General features: G+C 45.8%; 19 protein-coding genes. 6 read left to right on the plus strand and 13 right to left on the minus strand.

What is annotated here, in order from left to right; all coding sequences use genetic code 11:
- Positions 1 to 19: 19 nt before the first annotated feature.
- Positions 20 to 985: a FecR family protein gene (locus AAHN97_RS14085; RefSeq protein ID WP_343302670.1), complete on the minus strand. Its 966-nt coding sequence runs from the start codon at positions 983 to 985 to the stop codon at positions 20 to 22.
- Positions 986 to 1,087: 102 nt separating this feature from the next.
- Positions 1,088 to 1,759 (minus strand): RNA polymerase sigma factor, encoded by a 672-nt coding sequence (locus tag AAHN97_RS14090; RefSeq protein ID WP_343302671.1) that lies wholly within the window; start codon positions 1,757 to 1,759, stop codon positions 1,088 to 1,090.
- Between the two features lie 27 nt (positions 1,760 to 1,786).
- Here AAHN97_RS14090 and AAHN97_RS14095 point away from each other — a divergent pair, with 27 nt between their 5' ends.
- The 4 genes from AAHN97_RS14095 (at position 1,787) to AAHN97_RS14110 (ending at position 5,931) form a co-directional block, all read left to right on the plus strand.
- On the plus strand, positions 1,787 to 3,028 hold the full coding sequence (locus AAHN97_RS14095; RefSeq protein ID WP_343302672.1) for a DEAD/DEAH box helicase: 1,242 nt from the start codon (positions 1,787 to 1,789) through the stop codon (positions 3,026 to 3,028).
- 36 nt (positions 3,029 to 3,064) lie between these two features.
- Positions 3,065 to 3,853, plus strand: coding sequence for a 3-keto-disaccharide hydrolase (locus tag AAHN97_RS14100; RefSeq protein ID WP_074237686.1), 789 nt, complete (start codon positions 3,065 to 3,067; stop codon positions 3,851 to 3,853).
- A 309-nt stretch (positions 3,854 to 4,162) separates the two neighbouring features.
- Positions 4,163 to 5,293 carry an epoxide hydrolase family protein gene (locus AAHN97_RS14105; RefSeq protein WP_343302673.1) on the plus strand — a complete coding sequence of 377 codons (1,131 nt, stop codon included), beginning with the start codon at positions 4,163 to 4,165 and terminating at the stop codon, positions 5,291 to 5,293.
- A 20-nt stretch (positions 5,294 to 5,313) separates the two neighbouring features.
- Positions 5,314 to 5,931 (plus strand): Crp/Fnr family transcriptional regulator, encoded by a 618-nt coding sequence (locus AAHN97_RS14110; RefSeq protein WP_343302674.1) that lies wholly within the window; start codon positions 5,314 to 5,316, stop codon positions 5,929 to 5,931.
- Here AAHN97_RS14110 and AAHN97_RS14115 read toward each other — a convergent pair.
- Both AAHN97_RS14115 and AAHN97_RS14120 read right to left on the minus strand, forming a co-directional pair.
- Positions 5,919 to 6,350: a GNAT family N-acetyltransferase gene (locus AAHN97_RS14115; protein WP_343302675.1), complete on the minus strand. Its 432-nt coding sequence runs from the start codon at positions 6,348 to 6,350 to the stop codon at positions 5,919 to 5,921. The genes AAHN97_RS14110 and AAHN97_RS14115 overlap by 13 nt on opposite strands.
- On the minus strand, positions 6,350 to 6,787 hold the full coding sequence (locus AAHN97_RS14120; protein ID WP_343302676.1) for a carboxymuconolactone decarboxylase family protein: 438 nt from the start codon (positions 6,785 to 6,787) through the stop codon (positions 6,350 to 6,352). Before AAHN97_RS14120 ends, AAHN97_RS14115 begins: the two co-directional genes overlap by 1 nt.
- A 123-nt stretch (positions 6,788 to 6,910) precedes the next feature.
- Here AAHN97_RS14120 and AAHN97_RS14125 point away from each other — a divergent pair, with 123 nt between their 5' ends.
- Positions 6,911 to 8,260: a glycosyltransferase gene (locus tag AAHN97_RS14125; RefSeq protein ID WP_343302677.1), complete on the plus strand. Its 1,350-nt coding sequence runs from the start codon at positions 6,911 to 6,913 to the stop codon at positions 8,258 to 8,260.
- Here the strand turns inward: AAHN97_RS14125 and AAHN97_RS14130 are convergent.
- Both AAHN97_RS14130 and AAHN97_RS14135 read right to left on the minus strand, forming a co-directional pair.
- Positions 8,251 to 9,297: a hypothetical protein gene (locus tag AAHN97_RS14130; protein ID WP_343302678.1), complete on the minus strand. Its 1,047-nt coding sequence runs from the start codon at positions 9,295 to 9,297 to the stop codon at positions 8,251 to 8,253. The two genes, AAHN97_RS14125 and AAHN97_RS14130, sit on opposite strands and share 10 nt — an antisense overlap.
- Positions 9,298 to 9,355: 58 nt before the next feature.
- Positions 9,356 to 9,904, minus strand: a complete 549-nt coding sequence (locus tag AAHN97_RS14135; protein WP_343302679.1) for a 5' nucleotidase, NT5C type — start codon at positions 9,902 to 9,904, stop codon at positions 9,356 to 9,358.
- Positions 9,905 to 9,998: 94 nt separating this feature from the next.
- Between AAHN97_RS14135 and AAHN97_RS14140 the strand changes: the two genes are divergently transcribed.
- The gene (locus AAHN97_RS14140) at positions 9,999 to 10,745 is read left to right on the plus strand and encodes a DeoR/GlpR family DNA-binding transcription regulator (protein ID WP_343302680.1); all 747 of its coding nucleotides are present in this window, start codon (positions 9,999 to 10,001) and stop codon (positions 10,743 to 10,745) included.
- Here AAHN97_RS14140 and AAHN97_RS14145 read toward each other — a convergent pair.
- From AAHN97_RS14145 to AAHN97_RS14175, 7 genes are all read right to left on the minus strand, one after another.
- Entirely contained in the window at positions 10,720 to 11,667 is a 948-nt protein-coding gene (locus AAHN97_RS14145) for a YihY/virulence factor BrkB family protein (protein WP_343302681.1), read from the minus strand. The two genes, AAHN97_RS14140 and AAHN97_RS14145, sit on opposite strands and share 26 nt — an antisense overlap.
- A gap of 93 nt (positions 11,668 to 11,760) precedes the next feature.
- On the minus strand, positions 11,761 to 13,437 hold the full coding sequence (locus tag AAHN97_RS14150) for a SusD/RagB family nutrient-binding outer membrane lipoprotein (protein WP_343302682.1): 1,677 nt from the start codon (positions 13,435 to 13,437) through the stop codon (positions 11,761 to 11,763).
- Between the two features lie 23 nt (positions 13,438 to 13,460).
- Complete coding sequence (locus AAHN97_RS14155) at positions 13,461 to 17,180, minus strand: SusC/RagA family TonB-linked outer membrane protein (protein ID WP_343302683.1); 3,720 nt, start codon at positions 17,178 to 17,180, stop codon at positions 13,461 to 13,463.
- Positions 17,181 to 17,239: 59 nt separating this feature from the next.
- The gene (locus tag AAHN97_RS14160; RefSeq protein ID WP_343302684.1) at positions 17,240 to 18,274 is read right to left on the minus strand and encodes a FecR family protein; all 1,035 of its coding nucleotides are present in this window, start codon (positions 18,272 to 18,274) and stop codon (positions 17,240 to 17,242) included.
- Positions 18,275 to 18,335: 61 nt separating this feature from the next.
- Positions 18,336 to 18,917, minus strand: coding sequence for an RNA polymerase sigma factor (locus AAHN97_RS14165; RefSeq protein WP_343302685.1), 582 nt, complete (start codon positions 18,915 to 18,917; stop codon positions 18,336 to 18,338).
- Between the two features lie 110 nt (positions 18,918 to 19,027).
- On the minus strand, positions 19,028 to 19,720 hold the full coding sequence (locus AAHN97_RS14170; RefSeq protein ID WP_343302686.1) for a hypothetical protein: 693 nt from the start codon (positions 19,718 to 19,720) through the stop codon (positions 19,028 to 19,030).
- 1 nt (position 19,721) lies between these two features.
- Entirely contained in the window at positions 19,722 to 22,427 is a 2,706-nt protein-coding gene (locus AAHN97_RS14175) for an outer membrane beta-barrel protein (RefSeq protein WP_343302687.1), read from the minus strand.
- Between the last annotated feature and the right edge of the window lie 25 nt (positions 22,428 to 22,452).

Raw genomic sequence — 22,452 nt, forward strand, 5'->3', positions numbered from 1 at the left:
TGACATGACGTTGGCTTAGTTAATTATTACTGATCTTATATGTGTTTGTTCCTGTCTTATCTATATGCACCTCAAATGATCTCGATAGTGTTTTAAAGAACACATCGATATTGTCCATTGGTATACTCCCCGTAAACGTTTGTCCGCTAAAGCTGGAATCCTCCAGTTGTATTGTAATGCCCATATTATCCTGCAGTGATCTGATCACTTCGGCAATAGGCGTTTCATTAAAGCTTAATACTTTTTGCTGCCAGGAAGAATATACTTCCGGGTCTACTTTTTTGTTCACCAGTTCGGTGGTGGCGGCAGAATACACTACCATATCCCCTGCTTTCATGGTGATGGCAGGCTGGTTACTTTTCTTATTCAAGGTGAGCCTTACCACTCCGTTGGCTAACACTACCTGTGTTTTAATACGGCGGGTGTTCACATTAAATTCGGTACCTACTACCTGGATATCCACATCTTTTGTATGCACAACAAAGGTTTGGTTATTGCTTTGATGTGTAACGGAGAAGAAGGCCTCCCCTTCTATCCATATTTCGCGGGGATGTACCTGGTCCCAGTTATCCTTATAATGGATCTTTGAATTCACATTCAGTTTCACCACAGAATGATCGGGCAGCTCAATTGTTCTCAGTTCTCCCATGGCAGTCTGGTGATGCACCTCTGCACGGGGATAAAAGGTATAGGCCGCGAACACGGCTATGATCAATCCTATGAACGCAGCCGCATAAGGTATCCAGCGGCGATGCTTTTTGGGCATCTCCACTATTTTAGCTGCAGGGCGGTCCATGCTCTGCAATACTTTCGCCCATGTTTCTTCTTCGTCCTTTGCTGTGGCTGTATGCGTTGGCGTACAGATCAGCAGTAATATCTCCTTTGCTTTCACCACATCATCCTTCCTGTCAGGATTATTCAGCAGCCATTCGTTCCAGAAAGCGGCGGCTGTTTCATCCTGTTCCAGCACCCACTTGCGAAACATGGGATGCTCTAAATACTCTTGCGTCGTGAAATTTCTGAATGTCATTATAGTTACTTAACAGATAAAGCAGGAAGTGAACAAAATCTTAGCGTTAATTTTCACTTATTTTAAAAAAAAGAGTGAAAAGATTAGAAATGAGGTAATTATTAGTTTATCGCTGTGTTTTTTCAGGTAGTTGATGGCTTTGGACAGGAGCACATAGGTAGAATTCACACTAAGGTCCATAATAGCAGCTGTTTCTTTGGTATCCAGCCCTTCATAATAGCGCAGGTAGAGTATTTCTTTCTGGCGGCGGGGAAGCTGGTCCATGATCTTCCCCAGTTTGGCGCGCAGTTCCAGGTTGGATTGTTCTCCGATCAGTACTTCTTCCGGGGAGCTGGTGACGGAGGCGGTATTTTCGCCAAAGTGACCGGGGAGTTTTTTCTGTTGCTGGCTGGCGATCTTCCTTTTCAGGCTGGCGAGGAGGTAATACCTGATGGAATCCGTTACGGAGAGGCGCTCCCTGCTTAACCAGATGGTGACGAAAAGATCGTGAATACAATCTTTTACCAGCCCTTCGTCTGGTTGTAATTTCATGCCGTACTGATAGAGGGAATTGAAATATGTTTTATAAATGAACGCCAAAGCATCCTTATCACCTTCAATTACCTTACTCCATAGCGCTTTATCGTGCAGGTGGCCGTACAATTCGTCCCGGATTTTGATTTTGTTACTTTGTGTAAACGCTGCTAAAGATATGACCCGCTTTGTTAGGATGCAAGCCCATTTCCCCATACGGCATTAAAGCTTACCTTTGTGCCCATGAAATTTGAACAATACCGCATATCAGAGGAGCTAAAGAGAAGTTTAGAAGAACTTGGGTTCAAACGCCCTACGGATATTCAATATAAGGCCATACCCTCCATCCTGAAAGGGGATGATGTATTAGCGATTGCTCAAACCGGCACCGGTAAAACCGCTGCTTTTGCCATCCCCATCATCCAGTTATTACAACAACAAAGCCGTTCCCGCACCAAAGGAGAAGTGAAATGCCTCATTATGGTGCCTACCCGGGAACTGGCCGTACAGATAGGCGAAGTATTTAAAAAACTCGCCAAATATACCCGTGTGGATATTATGGGCCTTTTCGGCGGTGTAGAACAGGAAGCCCAGATCGCCAAACTGGATAAAGGGGTAGACATCCTGATCGCCACACCCGGCCGGATGTTTGACCTGGTCAGCCAGGGGCACCTGGACCTCAGCCATGTACAGATCCTGGTGCTGGACGAAGCGGATCATATGCTGGACCTTGGTTTTATCAGGGATATCCGGGATGTACTGAAACACCTTCCCCGTATTCACCAGACCCTCTTCTTTTCCGCTACCATTGATGAAGAGATTAAAGATATTGCCTATTCTGTGGTACGCAACCCCATCCGGATCCAGATCTCCCCGGAAGACCCCGTTTCCAGGAACGTGAGCCATTCCGTAGCCTATGTGTCTATGGACGATAAGCGCTTTTTCCTGGAAAGGCTGGTAAGGGAGTTCCCGGAGAATAAGATCCTGGTGTTCGTAAGGACCAAAGTACGGGCAGAAAGGGTAGCCGCAGCCATGGAGCGGGTGAACATCAAAAGCCTCACCATGCATGGCGGTAAGGAACAGGGAGACCGGCTTACCGTAATGGACGAATTCAAAAAGGGGGAAGTGAAAGTACTGATCACCACAGATGTAAATGCCCGGGGCATTGATATCCCGGATGTGGAATACGTGGTGAACTACGATCTGCCGGATGAGCCGGAAAACTATGTGCACCGTGTGGGCCGTACAGGCCGCGGGGTAAAAAAAGGACAGGCTGTTTCTTTCTGCAGCGAGGAGGAAAAACCAGTGCTGGAAGCCATCCAGGCTTACCTGGGCAAACCCATCACTACCATGACCATTAATAAAGACGATTACCGGGAAACCATCAGCTTTTCTGAGGAAACCCCTAACGATAACTGGAAGAAACTGATCGAGGACCACGAAAAAGCCACAAAAGATCTAAAACGGAAGAAGAAAAAGAAATAATCTGCTATTTTTAAGATCAACTCTACACTTAAAAATATGATAAGATCTACTATCCTGATAGGGCTCTTCCTCCTATCCGGCTTAAGCCATTCCGCGTTTGCACAAAAGCCCGGCAAATGGGTACCCCTGTTCAATGGTAAAGACATTAAAGACTGGTTTGTAAAGATCCACCACCACGAGGTTGGCGAGAATTTTGGTAATACCTTCCGGGTGGAGGATAATATCATCAAGGTACGCTATGACCAGTATGGGGATTACAACAACCAGTATGGCCACCTTTATTACAAAACACCTTTTTCCTACTACCACCTGAAGCTGGAATACCGGTTTGTAGGGGAATGGTGCAAAACTGCCCCTGAGTATACTATCCTGAACAGCGGGCTGATGTATCATTCCCAGGACCCGCGTACCATGCCCAAAGAGCAGGACTGGCCTATTTCCATTGAAATGCAGTTCCTGGCCGGCCTTGGGGACGGAAAACCCCGCCCTACCGGCAATATGTGCTCTCCAGGAACGCATATCTTCTATAATGGTAAGCTGGATACCCGGCATTGCATCAATTCTTCCTCTAAAACCTATGAGGGGGAGCAATGGGTGAAAGCAGAGATCATTGTGCTGGGGGATTCCCTGATCACGCATATCATTAACGGGGATACGGTCATGCAGTACTCCAAACCGCAGATAGGCGGCCCCGTGGTAAACAACTATGATCCTAAGCAAAAACAGGACGGGAAAGCCCTCAAATCAGGGTTTATTGCCCTGCAGAGTGAGGGGCAGCCGATTGATTTCCGGAATATAGAAATTATGGTATTGCCTAAACCTTAAGAGAAGGATAAAGCAATGAGAGAGCATATCTGAGCCTATGTGAAGCCTATGTCGAGCCTATATCAGGTATCCGGCTACCCTATTTTGAGCCTTTGCATACCCTATTCCGGCATTTTGAACCATCCTGAAGCCTCCCGCATTATATTGCGGGAGGCTTTTTTTTATTTTCTGAAAAACCTACTGACATACTGCTGTCATATACACATTTTAAATTTGTGGTATAATCATTGAAACCGTATGAAAAAGTTAATCAGCACCTTATTTTTAAGCATTGTATTGCTCCATTCATTTGCACAAAACAAACCTAACATGCAAACAGTAAAACCCTTTAAGATTGAAGTACCACAAAGCGTACTCGATGACCTGAAAGCCCGTCTCAAACAAACAAGATGGGCGGATGCACCAGAAAATGCCGGTTGGAACTATGGTACCAACCCGGATTACCTGAAAGAACTGGCAGACTACTGGGCTAACCAGTACGACTGGCGTAAACATGAAGCCGCTTTGAACCAGTTTCCCCAGTTCATCACAGAAATTGACGGGATCAAGATCCATTTCCTGCACATTAAAGGAAAAGGCGCCAATCCAAAACCTTTGATCTTAAGTCATGGCTGGCCGGATTGTTTTTACCGTTATTACAAAGTGATCCCCATTCTGGCGGAACAGGGCTTTGATGTGGTGATCCCCTCCATCCCCGGTTTCGGATTTTCAGACCATGTAGCCAAAAGCGTGGATGGCAGCGCTGAGATCTTTTATAAGTTGATGTCCGATGTGCTGGGGTATAAAACATTCCTGGCAGCGGGAGGCGATATGGGTACAGGTATCACTAAAGGCCTGGCGAATAAGTATCCTGAAGCAGTGAAAGCTATTTTCCTGACGGATGTAGGTTATCCGGATGGAACGGAAGATTGGTCCAAAATGTCTCCGGCCTTACAGCAATTCGGACAATTCATTCAACAATGGTGGTTTGCTGAAGGAGCTTACAATATGATGCACTCCACCAAACCACAAACGGTAGCTTTTGGGTTGAACGATTCTCCTGTAGGACTGGCTTCCTGGATATTGGAGAAATTCTACAGCTGGAGGTTTGAGCCTGCCAAAAATGATATTGAAAAGAACTTTACCAAAGATGAACTGCTGACAAATATTACCATCTATTGGGTAACGCAAACCATTAACTCCTCTATGCGTACTTACCTGGAAACAGCCAGGGCTGGTTATTCCGGAGGACTGGAATCTGCCAAATATGTGAAAACACCAACCGGTGTGGCGCATTTTCCCGGAGATGGTCCTTTGCCGAAAGAGTGGGCAGAACGGATGGTGAATGTAAAACGTTACACGGTATTCCCTGATGGCGGTCACTTTGCAGCATTGGAAAAACCAGATCTGTGGACGAAGGAGCTGATCACTTTCTTTTCGGATATAGATGTAAAGAAATAAAAAAACAAAAGGGCCATTTCATGAAAAGAGATGGCCCTTTTGTAATTTACAGTATGGACTCACTTATAGATCAAGCCCTCCAGTCTTTTTCAGATCACTATATAGGCCTCTCCCCTGCCTGTGCCGATGCCTTCCGCGAAATTGCAGAACCAATCTCTGTTCCTAAAAACACCATACTCGTTACGGCTGGCCAGTATTCCGATAGTATGTTCTTCCTGCTTTCCGGGACCATCCGTGAATACTATCTCAAAGATGGAAAAGATATTACAGACTGGTTTGCCCGTGAACATGAATTCACCTGCGCCATCAATAGTTACTTCCGCAATGTTTCCAGTGAGCATTACACAGAAACCCTGCAACCCTGTGAAATGGTGCTGATGAGAAGACACTCCCTGATACAGCTCTGCGAGCAGTTTCATGAGTTTGAAACCCTTAGCCGAATGGCTGTGACCCGTATCATGTTACGCCTGCAGCGCAGGATCGTGAGCATTCAGTTTGAAACGGCTGCACAGCGGTATGCCAATCTTCTAAAAGTATTACCGGACATTACACAACGTGCATCGCTCGGGCACATTGCTTCTTTCCTGGGCATTACACAGGAAACATTAAGCCGCATCCGGTCTGCTCACAGAGGCTGACTGAAGTGATGGGCGGAAATGAAATAACCTTCTTTATGATATACTTTATGCGCAGGATGTAACAGATGTCCTGAATCCAGCTGCACGGAATGGAAACCGGCTGTTTTGGCTAATGACCTGATGTAACGCAGTAACAGAGAGGCATAACCTTTCCCCTGGTATTCCGGTAATGTGGCCAGATCATCAATATAAATATGTTTACCGGAATGTAGTTTCTGCATGTAGCGGAAACCTGCGAAGGCTACAACCTTTGAGGGCTGATCATCTGCGTTGAGGTAAATGATGTGATAGTTTTCGCTCTGCATTTCTTTTACCTGTGCTACAATGTCTGTATGCAAAAGATGCGGGCGAAGGGAAAGGATCACTTCCCTGCAGGCTAATATAGCAGCATCGTCTGATGCGGTATGGACCGTTTTCATTATTCAGGGATTCTGTGTGAGGAAACTCCAATGCGGTTCCAGGCATTGATGGCGATAATATGCATGAGCAGTTCTGCGGTTCCGGTTTTGCCGAAGTGTTCCAGTGCCTGCTGATACGTTTCTTCTGTTAAACCCTTTTGATGGATGAATGTAATTTCTTCCGTCATGGCCAGAACGGTCTTCTCCTGTTCGGAGAATTGCGGGGCATCGCGCCATACGCTGATAAGGTAGATACGTTGTTCTGTTTCACCCAGTTCTCTTGCTTCAATAGTATGTTTATTAAGGCAATAAGCACAGCCGTTGATCTGGGAAGCCCTGATCTTAATGAGTTCCCGGTGAATGGGATCAATGCTGGTGGTGGTTTCAAATTTGTACAGGCCCAGCATGGCATTGTAGGCAGCGGGCAATATGTCTTTCAGGAGGAATCTTTCTTTCATGGTACAAATTTAAAAGGGCATTGGACCATTTTTATAGTCCACATTTTAATTAACAGATGGTCCAGTGATCATTTTTTGATCTGGATCAAAGGAAAGATCATTTGGCTGCAGCAACTTTGTGACATGGCAAAACGTTACCTCTTCACTGTGCTGCCCACCAATGACCTGGGATTACTGACACGCTCGCTGCCGGTAGCCAAAGCATTGCAGAAAAAAGGGAAGACCGTTATGTTCTCCCATCCGGCCAGGGCTCCCCGCAAACTTATTGCAGATGCAGGTTTTGAGAACCTGCTGCCTACACATCCTTTGTATGAGATCAGCTTTAATGGTTTACACTGGAAAGATATTTTCACTTCTTCTGCAGTGAGGAACCATCATGGCGGTGCATTTAATTTCATAAAAGAACTGGTGAAGTCCATTCCTTACCGCGCAGCGCCGGCCAGCCATGAAATATGGGATATGGACCATGCCTTTGCCATCACGGGTTTACTGAATGCCAATTTCATCAAAGCGCAGTGTGAAGTATATATGCAGGTGATCCGTGCATCTGCAGCAGATGTGGTGGTGGATTTCTGGAATCCTTTTGCCTGTATTGCAGCAAAGAAACTGGGCGTTCCGCTGATCACGATCAACCAGGGAGATGCATTACCCGGCACAAAAGGTTTTATCTGGTGGAAGGAAAGACCGGAGGGCACTCCTTCCGTTGTACCTGCCATCAATAAAGTATTACGTTCTTATGGGTTAGCGGCAATAAAACAGGTGGAAGAGATCACCAGGGGCGACCTGTCTCTTGTTACAGGCATGCCGGAAACAGATCCATTACAGGGAGATGATCATCGTTACATAGGCCCTTTGCTGTGGCAGGACTCGCGGATACCTCAGCCAGCCTGGCTACAGAACATACCGGACGACAAACCGCTTGTATGGCTGTATACCAGCAACCCTTCCTACAATGGCAGAAGCAGAATCTTTGATTCAGATAAAATGCTGCAGCCTTGCTTTGATGCACTGGCAGATGAAGATTATTATGTAGTGGTCACAACAGGACATCATCCTTTGCCAAAATCCATTAAGGTGCCTGCGAACTTTATGCAGCTGCCTTATGTGCCGGGTTTATTTATGGCGGAAAGAAGTGATCTGCTGATCCATCATGGTGGCTATGGTTCCTGCCAGACGGGACTTTATTGCGGAACACCTTCTCTCATCTTCCCCACTTTTTCTGAACGGGAAAGTAATGCCAGGAGGATGCAGGCATTGGGTGCGGCAGAGTTTATACTACCACATGAGTATGCAGCAGAAACGATTAAAAATAAAGTCAAACAACTCATTCATTCACCTGCATATAGTACTGCAGCTAAAGCACATGGCAATCAACTGAAAAGTTATGGCGGTATTACAAAAGCCGTTGAGCTGATAGAACAATTTGTTCCGCCCAATGACTGCGAGGGATGGCCGGAGTTCTTCTACAGATAGTCCTTTGCGAATAAGATAAGATCTGCACTGTTGCTCAACTTCCTGTTATTTACCTGTTGTGCGGGAAGAACAGTAGCCCGGCAGGAAGTATCCATGTATCTATTGTACAATGTGGCCAGTGTTTCTGCACGGAATAAACCTGTGTAGGGAATGATACCTTTAGGGCTGTAAGCATCTTTATAAACAGACATAAAGGTGAGCACCTTTCCTGCGAAATTATTTTCTTTCTTCAAACTATTAGGTAAGGATGAAGGGGTATTATAAGTAGTATGCGCCTGGCCAAAGAAACCTACAAAAGTAGTTATGTTGTTATCCCTCAAAGCCTCTGCCAGGTGACGGTACATTACTTTGTTCCGGGGAATGGCCCTTTGTGTAATAGGACAATCATTACGAACAATGCGGCTGACCAGCGGATATCTTTCTCCATACAATGCTTTCACGTCTTTATCTTTTGCACGGAATTCAGATTGAATATAACACAGCAGTTCTTCAAACGCCGGATCAAATGCATTGAGTGTATGTGATGCTGCCATGCGGTTAAATACATCCTGCAAACTGGCAGGAACGGGTGTTGCAACTGCCAGCACCCTCAGTACTTCTGTTCTTTCAAAATCAACGCCATGGATCACAAGGCGCTTCGCTGCAGGTAATGTAATATTATAGGCATGCAGGCCTTTCCAGAAATCCTGGTAATGATGATCCGTATACACCAGGCCATGAATAAGCGCAGTATCGCCTGTTGTTAAATATTGATTGAAAAGATAAGCTGCAGCTATGCCCACTTCCATAAACACATCCTTTATGCCATATCCGGCATGCAGGTGTTTGATCAGGTGGAGCTTCCACTCGGGTTCAAAATGTACGTTATGTGTTTCCCCGTAAAGGATGGCTTTGTAACGTTGCGGGGTCATCAGGCTGTCCATCAGCGATGTGTTGTACACCATCCGGTTGGAGCTGCCAATATAAGAGGCTGCACATTGTGCAGAAAGTTTGCCGGAGAGTAACAGGCAAATAATCAGGCTAATACAGGGCTTCATGCTGGTTCAAATAGGATGGGTTGTGCTTCACACCCATCCAAACATAAAGCTTTTTTACTTATGAAGCTAAAGGCACTGCTTGTTTTGCAAAGAATTCTGCGATCTGCTCCCAGTTATCAAACCTGTTATAATCCTCGTAATTGGCATTGTGCGGTTGGGAGAACAGCAACCTTTCGCCATTGAAATACTTAAGGTTCTTGTCGTAATCATCGATCATGTAATCTGCCTGCACAATGGTTTTAAGACCACAGAACACCATATTCTTCCAACTGATGAAGGGGAAGTGCTCATTCAGCCATTCTACTTTTTCTGAGAGGGATTGTGGAAATTCTACCGCAGCGGAAACAATGAACACCTCGTATTCTTCCATCAGGGCCTTGATCGCTTCCTGGCTGCCAGGCATTACCGGGGCCGTTCTGAAGAAACCGGGGGTATGCAGGAACTCACGGATCAATTCTCCGTTGGAGAAACCTGTAGGTTCGGGTTTGCCATTCAGCTGTTCCACCGGCACCAGTTCTCCTGTGCGTTTTGCGTACCAGTCTATGTAATGGGAAACAATATCCGCCATTACGCCGTCCATATCTATTGCTATTCTTTTTCTTGCCATATTCTGCTATTTATTGCAAAGTTATGCAATATTCGGTAATTCGCCAATAGGAAAACTGCAATATTTTACATAATATTGCATAAAACAGCAAAAGATGTTAAGAGAAGAGCGCCTTGAATTCATTCTCAGGAAGTTACAGACGGACCAGAAAGTGCTGCAAACGGAGTTAAGTAACGATCTGCAGGTTTCTGAAGATACGGTACGCCGGGACCTGGATTCCCTGGCGCAAAATGGCCTTTTAATAAAAGTGAGAGGTGGTGCCATCCCCCACTCCCCCAATCCATATCCTTTTAAAGAAAGATTGCAGTATCATGAAGATGATAAGAAGAACATTGCCCGTAAGGCATTGAGCTTATTACATAATGGTCAGACGGTGATCCTCGATGGCGGTACTTCTACCCTTACCCTGGTGAAATTATTTCCGCCTAACCTCCAACTTACGGTTGTTACCAATAGTGTGCCTATTGTAGCACAGCTGATAGAACATCCCGGCGTGCAGGTGATCTTTACAGGAGGAAGGGTGAATAAAGATTCTCAGACATCCGGTGGACTGAACACCATCCGCACAATTCAAAACCTGCGGGCAGACCTCTGTTTCCTGGGTGTTTGCAGTTTACACCCTGATGCCGGTGTAACAGGACTTGATTTTGAAGAAGCAGAAGTAAAATCAGCGATGGTAAAGGCAGCAAATAAAGTAGTAGCGCTGGCTACCAGTGACAAGATGGGCACCGGGGAGACTTTTAAAGTATGTGAGATCACAGATATTGATACCATTGTTACAGATAATCCTTCGCTGGAACTTTTTAATCCTTATATTAAGTTGGGTTTACAGGTGATGTAGTTGTTTTTTCGGGGATAACACCTTTTGATTCCACTTCCACCTGTTCCACCCATACTGCATAGTTATTCGGGTAGATCCTTTCTCCTTTATGCTGTACATACTCGCGGGTAAAAGCAGCGCCGAAATACAGGATGGCTGCGGAATAATATACCCATACCAGTAAGATCACCAAAGAACCTGCTGCGCCATAGGTACTGCCGATACTGCTGTTACCGAGATAAAGCCCGATACCGAATTTACCCAGCATAAATAAAACGCTTGTTGTCATGGCCCCTACCCATACATGCCGCCATTTCACTTTTGCATCCGGCAATACTTTAAAGATCACGGCAAATAAAGCAGTAATAGTAATAAAAGTAACGATAAGGTTAACGATATAAACAACAATAGCAGTAGGCAGCAGCGCACTCAGCCTGCTCATCAGCACTTCTATAATACCATGGATCACCAGTGATACCACCATCACAAAACCAAGACTGATCACAAGAGAGAAAGACAATAAACGGGTGAGGACAATTTTCAACAATCCCTTTCCTTTTTTAGGTTTCGCTTTTAAACGCCAGATCAGGTTAATGGAATCCTGGATCTCTGTAAAAACCCCGGTGGCTCCGATGATCAGCGTAATAAGCCCTATAATGGCAGACCATCCGAGGTCGGTTGACAAGGCTGTGTTCTTAATGATCTCCTGTATCTGCCCGGCGGCAGAGGACCCTAAAAGCCCCCGGAGCTCTCCATACAACTTCCCTTCTATGGCTTCCCTGCCCAGGAAGATATCACCGCAATACAGGGCCACAATGATCATGGGCGCAATGGAAAATACCGTGGAATAAGCAAGGGAGGCACTTAATTTCAGGATCTTATCATCAATGAAATCGATGCCTGCGCATTTGAACATTTCCCACCAATGTTTTATAGCGTTCATACAGCAGTGAATACAAAAACCCTGCTAAAAAAAATTCCCCGCCAGACGCCGGGGAATTATGCTTAGGTTACTGTTTCTCAACCGGGACGGGGGTTAGTTGCCCTCCCCGAAATTCGGACTTGTTTTATCAAACCATAAACGTTGTGTACTTAAAGAAGGAATACTTCTGTCTCCGGGTGTAAAGCCCTGATCCTGCTGGCTCTTCGTCCAGTTATTAGTATTGGTGCCTAATGGCGGTTCATTGATGGCATACCTGCGCGGAATGGGTTCATTCCAGGTATTACGTTTGTAATAGGTAGAAGTATTCTTTGGATAACCTGTTCTTCTGCAGAATGTAAAGGCTTCGTTACCCAATCTGTAGAAGTTGAGGTACTGCTGGATGTAAATACGTTCGAGGTTATTTACACCATTGAACTTCACATTTACATTGTTCTGATAAGCCAGCACTTCTGCATCACCATTACCGGTAAGGCCGGTAGTGGATTCTGCTGCAACGGCAATGGCATTCATGGTTCTGATAGAAGATTCGATGCCCCTGTTATACCATTGCTCTGCGGTACCTTTTGTATCAAAACCGGCACCATATCCTTTCTGAATGAACTCTGCAATATAGAAGCAGGTTTCTGCACGGGTTACCATGTAGTCCAGCATCTTTCCTGTTCTGAAATTACCGTAACGGGGAGCAAAGAACTTTTTATTGATAGGGCTGTACAAACGGTATTTGGTGAACTGGCTCACTTCAAATGCCGTTTTGTAAAACGCAGCATTCACAGGGTCTGTTGTCCAGTCTGCAGGGCCGCCCTGGTATTGAACTAATGGGTCGTTGATATTAATGAAGGCCGGTAAGGTTTTGGCATACTTCGTTAAAGAATCTTTGAAAGAGCCGGTGAGATCATTGGGTTGAAAATAAATAGGCAAACGCGGATCATTGGTCAGCTTCAGAAAGGTCATGATAGATGATGTGGCAAAGCGCGGACTGCGGTAATCAATATCATTGCCGATAGGATTATGTTCCGGCCTGTCGTATACAAACTGGGAACCATCATCAATAGGCCCGATAGCATTCTGCATCACTTCTTTGAAGATCCTTGTAGCAGCGGCTGCATCCTGCCTTTCATAACGTACGGCAATACGCAGTTTGAGGGTGTTTGCCAGTTTGGCCCAGCTGGCCCAGTTATTCTTATAAATGAAATCAGAGCTGCCAAAATTCACCTGTCCTGCTGCAGTACCGGATAATGAATCCACTGCATCCGTTAGTTCCTTCAGCCATGTATCGTAAAGTTTCTTCTGATCGTCATATACAGGCGTATACAATTGTTCTGTTCTTCCTTTGATAGCTTCAGTATAAGGCATAGACCCATTCATATCTGTTACTTTCAATCCATGCAGCACCTGTACTACAACAGTAGCAGCGCGCATATTGCGGTAACGGGCCTTATCCGCTCTCTGTTCAATCTGTTTCCTGATCTCAAAGAGATTGGGCAGGATATTGCTGTAGTATACACCATACCTGCTATTGACATTCGTAGACAGTTCATAAGGATCTGTGGTCATGTGCTGTGAAAAGCGCAGCAACTGTTCCAGGTTTTCCCAGATCCATTCCGTACCCTGATAGGTTTCCAGGTTATCCAGGGACAAAGCAAATAATGCATTAAGATCCGGCGATGTTACTACGCTGGGATCTGTGTTGATATTCTCAAAATCCTTTGTACAGGAATTTACCAGCAGCACCGTTGCACTTATGAGGATGTATATGCGTAATTTTTTCATGTTGCTTCTTTTTCATGATGAATTTAGAATCCGGCACGTATCGTAAATGCGAATGAACGTGTCATGGGCGGCACAAAGCCTTCTTCCTTATTCACACTCGTCCTGTTTGAATTATTGGAGGCCGGGTTGAAATTATTCGGCAGGGTATTATATAAGTAGAACAGATCGCGGCCAATGAGGCTTACACCCAGGTTGTTCAGATGCAGTTTGGCGGCAATATTCTGCGGCAGCGAATAGTTAAGGGCCAGCTGACGAACAGAGATCCAGGAGTTTTCCACTACCCAGTAATCTCCTACAGCTGTAGAGAAAGAGCCATAACGGTAAGCGAACTGCGGCAGGTGTGTGGGTGGTACATATCCTTTATCATATGCTTCCTTAAAGGTCATGCCCCCTACGTTAACGGAAGAACCATCCGGTTGTGTAATGGTTTGCCCGTTGTCAAATACACCATCCGGAATAATACCATCATCATAAGAGATATTCAGATCATCCGCATACTTGCTGGTCCAGGAAATACCGCCATGATCTTTATCCCTTCCGAACAGGGAGCTTTTGAAGATACCGGTGTGTGTACCATAACGCATGGAATGCATGACCATATCCCCTCCTATTTTAGCATCCAGCAATACATTCACGGAGAAGCTCTTAAAGCGGAAAGTATTATCCCAGCTGCCGCGGAAATCAGGATTAATATCACCTACATCCATCAGTACATTACTTCTTTTCGGGAAAGCTGCTCTTGCATCAGAACGCCAGTCCAGCACTACCTTTCCATTATTGGGATGGTCAATGGGTTTGCCGGTGCCATCTACTGCCTGGTAGGCTTTGGAGTGAATGCGTGTTCTGATCACTCCATAAGCGCCACCTACTTTTGCATAAGGTATCTGGTCGTTGGAACCTAAACCCTCATCATCCAAAGCATAGTATTCACGATCGCCATAGAGCTCTATTATTTTATTACGGTTGCGGGAATAAGTGAGTGTAGAATTCCATTCAAAGTTCCTGGATTTTACCGGTGTACCATTCAGCGCAATTTCAATACCCGAGTTCTGGATATTACCTGCATTGATAAGCAGGTTGTTCACACCTGTTTCAGGTGCGGCAGGGATCCTGATGCCCTGGTTATAGGTATTATCCCTGTATACGGTTGCATCAATGCCAATGCGGTCATTCAGGAAACGCAGGTCAATACCCACTTCCTTAGCGATCTTGCGGAGTGGTTTGATGTTCTTATCTACCACAAAGGACTGCCCTTTTTCATCCAGCATATAGGTGAGCAAAGGAAGATTGCCTCCTCCGGCTGTGGTAGTACCTCTCAGCTTGAAGCCCGCATTGATGATGAATGGATCCACATCTCCACCCAGAGCGGCGATGTTTGTTCTTAGTTTACCGAAGGAAATGAACTTAGGCAGCTGGAATGTTTCTGTGAAGATCCAGGATAAGCTGGCTGCGGGATAATTAAAAAAATTATTACCTGAGCCATCAGAATAAGTGAGTGCGGAAGACCAGTCACCACGCCAGGTGGTTTGCAGGAATAACTGATCTTTCCAGGCAAGGTCTGCACTTGCATAAATGGAATTCAGGGTTTTCCTTGGCCTGAAACCGCCGGTAGCAATAGGTGCTTTCTGGGAGTTCTCCACAAAGTAGTTATTGGGGAACAGCAGCCCACCGTCTGTTTGCGATTTGCTGAACGATTGGGTGTACCGTTGTTGTTCACCTCCGATGTACCCATTCAGCGAAAGGTCTTTGGTGAGCTGTTTGGTTACAAGGGCCATCCACTTCATGAGATAGCTCCGTTTGTTGGAATGTTCCAGGCTGTAAAATCCTCCGGAGCCATTATCAGATCCGGTGAAGTTATAACCCTGCCCTAATTCCTTGGCATCATTCCGTACAGCCAGTGAACTGAAGTTCCCTTCCAGCTGTAACTTCAGCCAGTCAGTGATCGTAGCCGTCATTGTGAGGCGGCCACGGAACATCTGTTCTTCCTGCGTATAGGTATTTTCGAAGATCCTGAACCAGTAATCTGCACCAGGCACTACATTCGTTTCTGCAGGGTCCGTTACCTTAGGAACACCGCCTAATGAGCTGGTATACTTGCTGCGTTGTTTCCAGTACTTTGTATCATAGTTACGCGGGAAGATCCATATGAAGTTATTCAGGCCCAGCTGCGGGGGATTCACTCCTTTGATGGAAGTATAATCTGCACCTGCATCAAAAGTAAGGAAGCTGGTAAGGTTATGAGTAGCTCTCAGCGAGAAAGCATTCTTGTTCAGCTTATTGCGGAAGTTGATACCTTCTGCTTCGTTGCGGGAATAAGATAAACGGAAAGAAGATTTATCTGTAGCACCATCCACCGATACGCTGGTAAGGAATCCCAGGCCGGTCTGGAAGGCGTCCAGGTAATTGTTCGGCGCCGCTTTATATTCCGTCATGGTACCATCGTAGTTCAACACCTGCTGGCCTGCAAAACGCGGGCCCCAGTTTTCCAGCTCCCGGTTCTTTTGCGGATCGATATAAGGCTGACCGGCAGAATTAGTGGGGAATACTTTTGTTTGCCATGCTTCATTGGCTTTATAACCGGGGTCGCGGGTATCTGTAAAGAAATTACCTACGGAACCTCCGCCAAATTCATTCTGAAAATCAGGGCCGCGATAGGGATCCTGTATATTGATGGATTGGGATACACTTACACCCCATCCTTTTTTCACCCGTCCTTTTTTAGTGGTGATCAATACTACGCCGTTGATTGCGCGGGAGCCATACAAAGCTGCAGCCGCGGAACCTTTCAGGATAGATACGCTTTCAAAGTCTTCCATGTTCAGGTTCTTCAGATCGTTCCCGAAGTCCCTGCCCTGTCCGTTGAAGGCATCATTATCCACAAACACCCCATCAATTACAAAGATGGGCTGGTTATTCGTGCTCAGTGTAGAGTTACCACGGATCAGGATCCTGGAGTTGCCGAATAAACCGCCGGAACCCTGATCGATATTGATCCCAGCTACTTTACCCTGTAAAGCGTTGATCGGGTTTACTTCATTGGTAGCTGCCAGTTCTGTACCTTTTACTTCCGTTACGGAAAAACCCAGCGAGCGTTTTTCCTTTCTTACACCTAAGGCTGTTACTACTACTTCTGCCAGGTCTTTTTTAGATTCCTGTAATACAATATCATAAGAAGCGGCAACACCTACTACCAGTTCCTGCGTTTCAAAACCAATAGCTGTGAACACCAGCACGGCGCCTTCATTGGCTTCAATGGAAAAAGCACCATTGGCATCTGAAATAGCGCCTCTTGCCAAACCTTTCACGGCAACGCTTACACCGGGTATGGTAGTACCATCTGCTGCTTTTATAACACCGGTCACCTTTTTAAAGGCTGCGGGGGCAAAAGCATCACCGGCCAGTACCATCTTCACACCATTTTTTGAAATGATGATCTGGTTGCCTACCACTTCGTAGGTTACTTTGTAAGGAGATAATAATTCTGTGAGCACATCGCCAAGCCGTTCGTTCTGTGCATCCACGCTGACTTTGGTATTCAGTGGGATCGTTTGGGTGGCATAAGCGAATTTAACGGCAGCGGCTTCCTCAATTTTAGCCAACACATTTTTGAGTCCTTTGTTGGAGATATTGAGCGTGATCTTTTTATCCAGCACCCCCTGCGCAGCAAAGGCCGGGCTAACAAGGGTTACGAATAAAAATAACTTCAATAGCGCTACCCGCATAGTGAATGGGAAGGTATTCATACGCATATTATTTTGGTTGACATTAAATTGTTCACTGTTATTCGCAGAACGGAATGGTATTAATTACATCCCTGTCCTGTTATATTTATAGCTTCATCTATTATTTCATAATTAGCGCCCACAACCTTACACAATACCGTTAGTTTCTCGTAAAGGGATTCCTGGTCCAGCGCCACCGTTACCCGGCATTTGGCGAAGAGGGAATGGTTGTATTGTATATCTATCGCATACATCTTTGCCAGGCTGTCCAGTACATCGCCCACAGGTGCTTCATCATAGTTTAATACGGCAGGTGCCGGTACGGGGTTGGCCAATATGGCTACATCAGTAACATTCAGCTTCTGTAAAGTGTTCTGTTTCGCATTAAAAATAACCTGTTCATTCGGTAACAGGATAAATTGCTCTGTTGTACTTTCCTTGCGGGAAACGGCTACCTTTCCTGATCTTACGGCCACCACTATCTGCTCATTTCCTTTCACGCGGAAGCTGGTACCCAATACTTTGGTAATGATGTTACCACTATATACGTAAAAGGGGCGGTTAGCATCGCGGGCTACTTCAAAAAAGGCCTCTCCTTCCAGGGATACTTCTCTTTTATCGCCAGACATGAGGCGGGAATAGTGTAAAGTACTGTTAGGACTTAAAGTAATACGGGTGCCATCCAGCAGGAAGAGTGTCTGCAAACCGGAACTGGTATTCCGGGCGGTTAATTCATGTTTGTTGATCTTTTGTACTACCAGGCCACTTTTTTCTGTTGTTTTAGTGCCAGATAAGGCAAACCATAATCCTCCTGTGCCTAATAATAATATTACAACAGCTGCAGCAACATAACGGCGCCAGTTCATCCGGCGCACCGGCGTTTCCAGCTGGCTTTGCAGATCATGCCAGATCTGGTCTGCCAGATCATGACTGTTTGCAGCTTCTTTTTCTGCTTCCCGTATGCTGCGGATCATTTTCACCATCGCCTCCCTGTCAGGATGCTGTTGCACCCAGTTCTGCCAGTGCGCGTTGTCCTCCGGCCGGGGGCTTAATACCCAGCTGATAAATTCGTCATTCTGCAGCAATGCTTCCAGGTCCTGTTGTGAATACGACATACGAAAAGTTTAAGCGCTTTAATAAGTAGTGTACAACACCTGCCCCGGATACTCAGTGGGATCAGATTATTTTTAAGAAAAAAAGAAGAACCCCGGAACTAAGGAATTTCCGGAGGTGTAAAACCGCCCTGTGAAGCAGATTGGTGGCTGATTGGTAATTAAGGCCCATGATGCTGGCCACGTCTTCTGTACTGCATCCCTGGAAAAAACGGAGGTTGATCACTTCCTGCTGGCGCTGGGGTAATTGGGAAATAGCCCTTTGGATCTGTTCTTTCTGCAGATTTTCTGTTTCCCGGAGTAAAATGCTGGATTCTATATTAAGGGTGTCCGGCGCGTCCGGCACCTCTGACTGGTAACGTTGCTGCACTTTGGCATTGCGCATGAGTTTGTAACGGAGTGCTTTGAGCAGGTAGGCCTCTATGGAACGCGGGGGTTGGAGCTGCTCTTTCGAGCGCCATAATTCCATAAACAGATCCTGGATAGCATCCTTCACCACATTTTGTTCACTGGCAATCCGCATCCCATAGGCAATAAGCATATGGATATGCGTGCGATACAATAGTGCAAAAGCCTCCCGATCTCCATGTTTGAATTTTTCCCAAACTGTGTGGTCAGCCGGGCTTGGTATAACGTTTTGCGGCATTCCTGAATGGCAGCTTTCTGAAAAGTAAGGTAGGGATTATTTTTTGAAATATGTAGCCGTTACTGTTGTAATAACCAGGGCGATCTCTTTTTAAAGACCGCCCTGGTTGTTTATTTTGCCTCCTTCATGTTGCTGATCGTTTTCAAACCTTTAGGCGGTAATACATCTGCATCGGCCACTTGCTGGAATTGCACGGATGTGGCTTTGAAGGAGAAGACCTGGCTTTCCATTTCCAGCACCAGGCCTTTTTCAGTCATGAAGCCTAATGCTCCTCCCAGGATGGGAAGTGCCGTGGTATACCAGTAAACAGCCTTATCCTTACCTGATCCGGTGATCACCTTTTTACAATCGTAGCCCAGGATCTTGCGGGTTTCTCCTGTTTCTACTTCCTTTCCCTTAAGATCAAGCTTCACATTATTATTATCACCACCATCATTACCTTTCCCGGAAAGCAGGTATTCCTTATCCCCTACTTTTACGAGCTGGAAGTTTTTCTTTGCATCCATATCCACATATGTGACACCATTTTCATTCCCCATCTTTATCTGCACGTTTACATCTCCTTCTTCCTGCTCCATTCCTCCCTCACTGCTTTTCACCAACCCGTGCCGGCCTTTGAAAAGGAAAACAGCTTCCTGTTCCATAAATTCAGGGATAATATCTTTGTATTGCAGCTGATCCGGCTTGAGGCTGGCATGCACGTTCACACGGATCTTATAATTGATCTTCCCCTGTGTGTTATCCTGTGCCATCAGTGGCAAACAGGACATGACAAAAATTACAAGTGCTGATAAATGTTTCATGTTATGCTTTTGGTTTTGGAAAAAATTTCAGTTTATAAATGATGCCGAGCATGCCATAACGGCCCAGCATATTGTTCCGCACATCTTCCAGGTAGCCGTTTCCGGAAGTACGCTGAATGCTTTTGTTCTGGTTAAGGAGATCGCGGCCATCCAGCCTCAGGGAGAAGTTCTTTCCCAATTGCTTTGTTAAGGATACATGCAGCAGATACACGCTGGTATTGTAACCTGCAGCCAGACCGGTATTTGCATAGCCATCCCATTCCAGCTCCAGTACCATACTGGCGGGCAGGGTGAACATAGGGCTGATGTTATAGTTGAAGGACCAGGATTGTTCTTTACGCTGATCAAAACGGCGGTTGTTATAACCGGCATTCCCTTTCAGCTGCAGGCTGATGTTTTTACCGAAATAAGCGGAATACCCGGCTTCCGGCCTGAATGCCCAATTGGTAGCATAGTTAGGCTGTCCATTGGTATACCCGGTATTTTTTGTATAAAAAACACCTGCTCCAAAATTGATATAAGAACCGCTTTGCCCCGCCGGGAAAGAGAAACCGGCATCCATACCGGCATCATAATTCCCGTTTACATTGATGGGAGAAATCAATTGCCTTCCGGTGGTGGCATCAAACCTCACCTGGTTTACAATCTTCTGCCTTCCGAGGTTATATTGCATGCGGAGGTATTGTGAACGTTGCTGGTCTTTGCTGCTATTGCTGAAAGAAAGAGATACACGGTGATCAGATGACTGTTGCAGATCAGGATTTCCTTTACGCGTAACCATGGCTACAGAATTATCTTCCAGCGGCTGCAACTGTTCCATACCCGGCATACTTGCGGAAGTATTATAATTCAGCTCTAATTTGCGGAGGTTTGAAAAGCGGTATTGCAAATAGAGATGTGGCAGTAAGGCGGTAAAATCTTTTTCCACCTCATAACCCTTTCTGCTGGAAAGCCCATCCAGTTTATGCTGCTCAAATGCAGTACCCGCAGAGAACTCCAGCTTTTTATACCGGGCAGATAAAAGAACGTCTGCCCTGTTCCTGAATGATGCTGTGCTGTAATTATCACTGAACCGCTCGTCTATTACTTTTGTATGTATGTCTTTTACGATCTTGTCCGTAGCAGATGTGTTGTAATAGGCCTCTTCTGTAAGTTGCAGGCTGAGTATTTTACTGAGTGGCTCTGTGTAATTGATGCTTCCTGAAAAGCTGCCACTGGTGGATGTACTGTTTGTTTCCTGGTCCAGTTCTTCTGTGCGTGGTATATTGTAATAACGGCTACGGGTATGGTTCAGTGATGAAAACCTGTTCCTGTAGTAGTCAGGGGAAAGTGATATGGCCATGGTTCGCCCTTTCTTAGCAAACCTGTGCATCAAAAGAATATTCGCACCTGCGTGATCATTGGTGCTTGCAGAGCTGGTGGCCTGCGTACCTTCATTCAGCAGTGTTTTCCTGTCTATTGAGAAGGAACGGTATTGCTCGCTTTGGCTGTTAGTATAGGAACCGCTGTTTAGCCTGGGGGTTATATTAAGCGTGTTTTTATCATTTAGTGTGATCTCCGCAGACATCTCCAGCCGGTGTTCTTCATTCCTGTTACGGGTTGTACCTTCCTGCTGGTATATGTAAGAAGTATCTGCCAGGAAGTTCTGGCGGTCGCGGGCAAAGGTATTCCTGCTATCTGAGCCGTTGTGAAAATAGCTGCTACGCCATTTCAGCTTATCCCAGTCGTTATTGAAATTGAAACCTCCGTAGCGGATATCCGTATAACCGGCAGGCCTTAACAGGCTGGAAACATCTCCTCCGCCTACACTCACTTTTACGCCTTTCATTTTCATCAGTTCTGCATATACAAAGGGTGGCAGGTTATCTGCCATTCCGGGATCTTTCATCATCATCTGTAACAGTTCTCCTCCTGTAAAGCCGGACCGGTTCACGTTGTTTGTTTTGGCCAGCAGGGAAAGCTGGCGTTCTCCACTGAAGCTATTAATGTTAGTACCGGCTTCATAACGATCATTATTACCCAGGCTTCCGCTTACATTTCCGAACAATCCTCTTTTACGGTCTTTCTTTGTAACGAGGTTGATCACTTTCTTTTTGTTCCCATCTGCAATGCCAGTAAATTCAGCCATCTCACTTTGCTTATCCAGCACCTGCACTTTTGAGATCATGTCTGCCGGAAGGTTTTTAGTGGCCACTGTAGGGTCGTTACCAAAGAATTCCTTGCCATCTACCAATACCTGTTGTACGGCATGGCCTTGTGCTTTGATACTGCCATCCCGGTCTACCCGTATGCCCGGGAGTTTCTGCAGGAGGTCTTCTACTACAGCATTTTCTTTTGTTTTGAACTTATCTGCATTGTATTCAATAGTATCTCCTTTCATACTGATGGCGGGGGCATCGTTGATCACTACCACTTCTTTGAGGTCTCTTCCTCTTGCGGAAAGGAACAATGTATCCGGCAATCCTCCCGGTATACTGAAACGGGTGCGATGCGTGGGATAACCCAGATAGGAAAGTGTAATACCGTAATCTCCCTGGGGGAGACCTGTTACTCTAAAATGTCCATCGTTGCCGGTGATGATGGAGGTATCCTTTGTACCGGTGATCAAAACAGAAGCACCGGATAGTGGTTTACGGGAAGTACTGTCTGCTACCACCTGGGCTTGCAGTGGTAAAGAGAAAAGCAGGCATATGAATAATTGTTTCATACCGCAAAGCTATTTCAGCGGATAT

It is taken from the genome of Chitinophaga niabensis (genome assembly GCF_039545795.1).
GTDB lineage: Bacteria > Bacteroidota > Bacteroidia > Chitinophagales > Chitinophagaceae > Chitinophaga > Chitinophaga niabensis_B.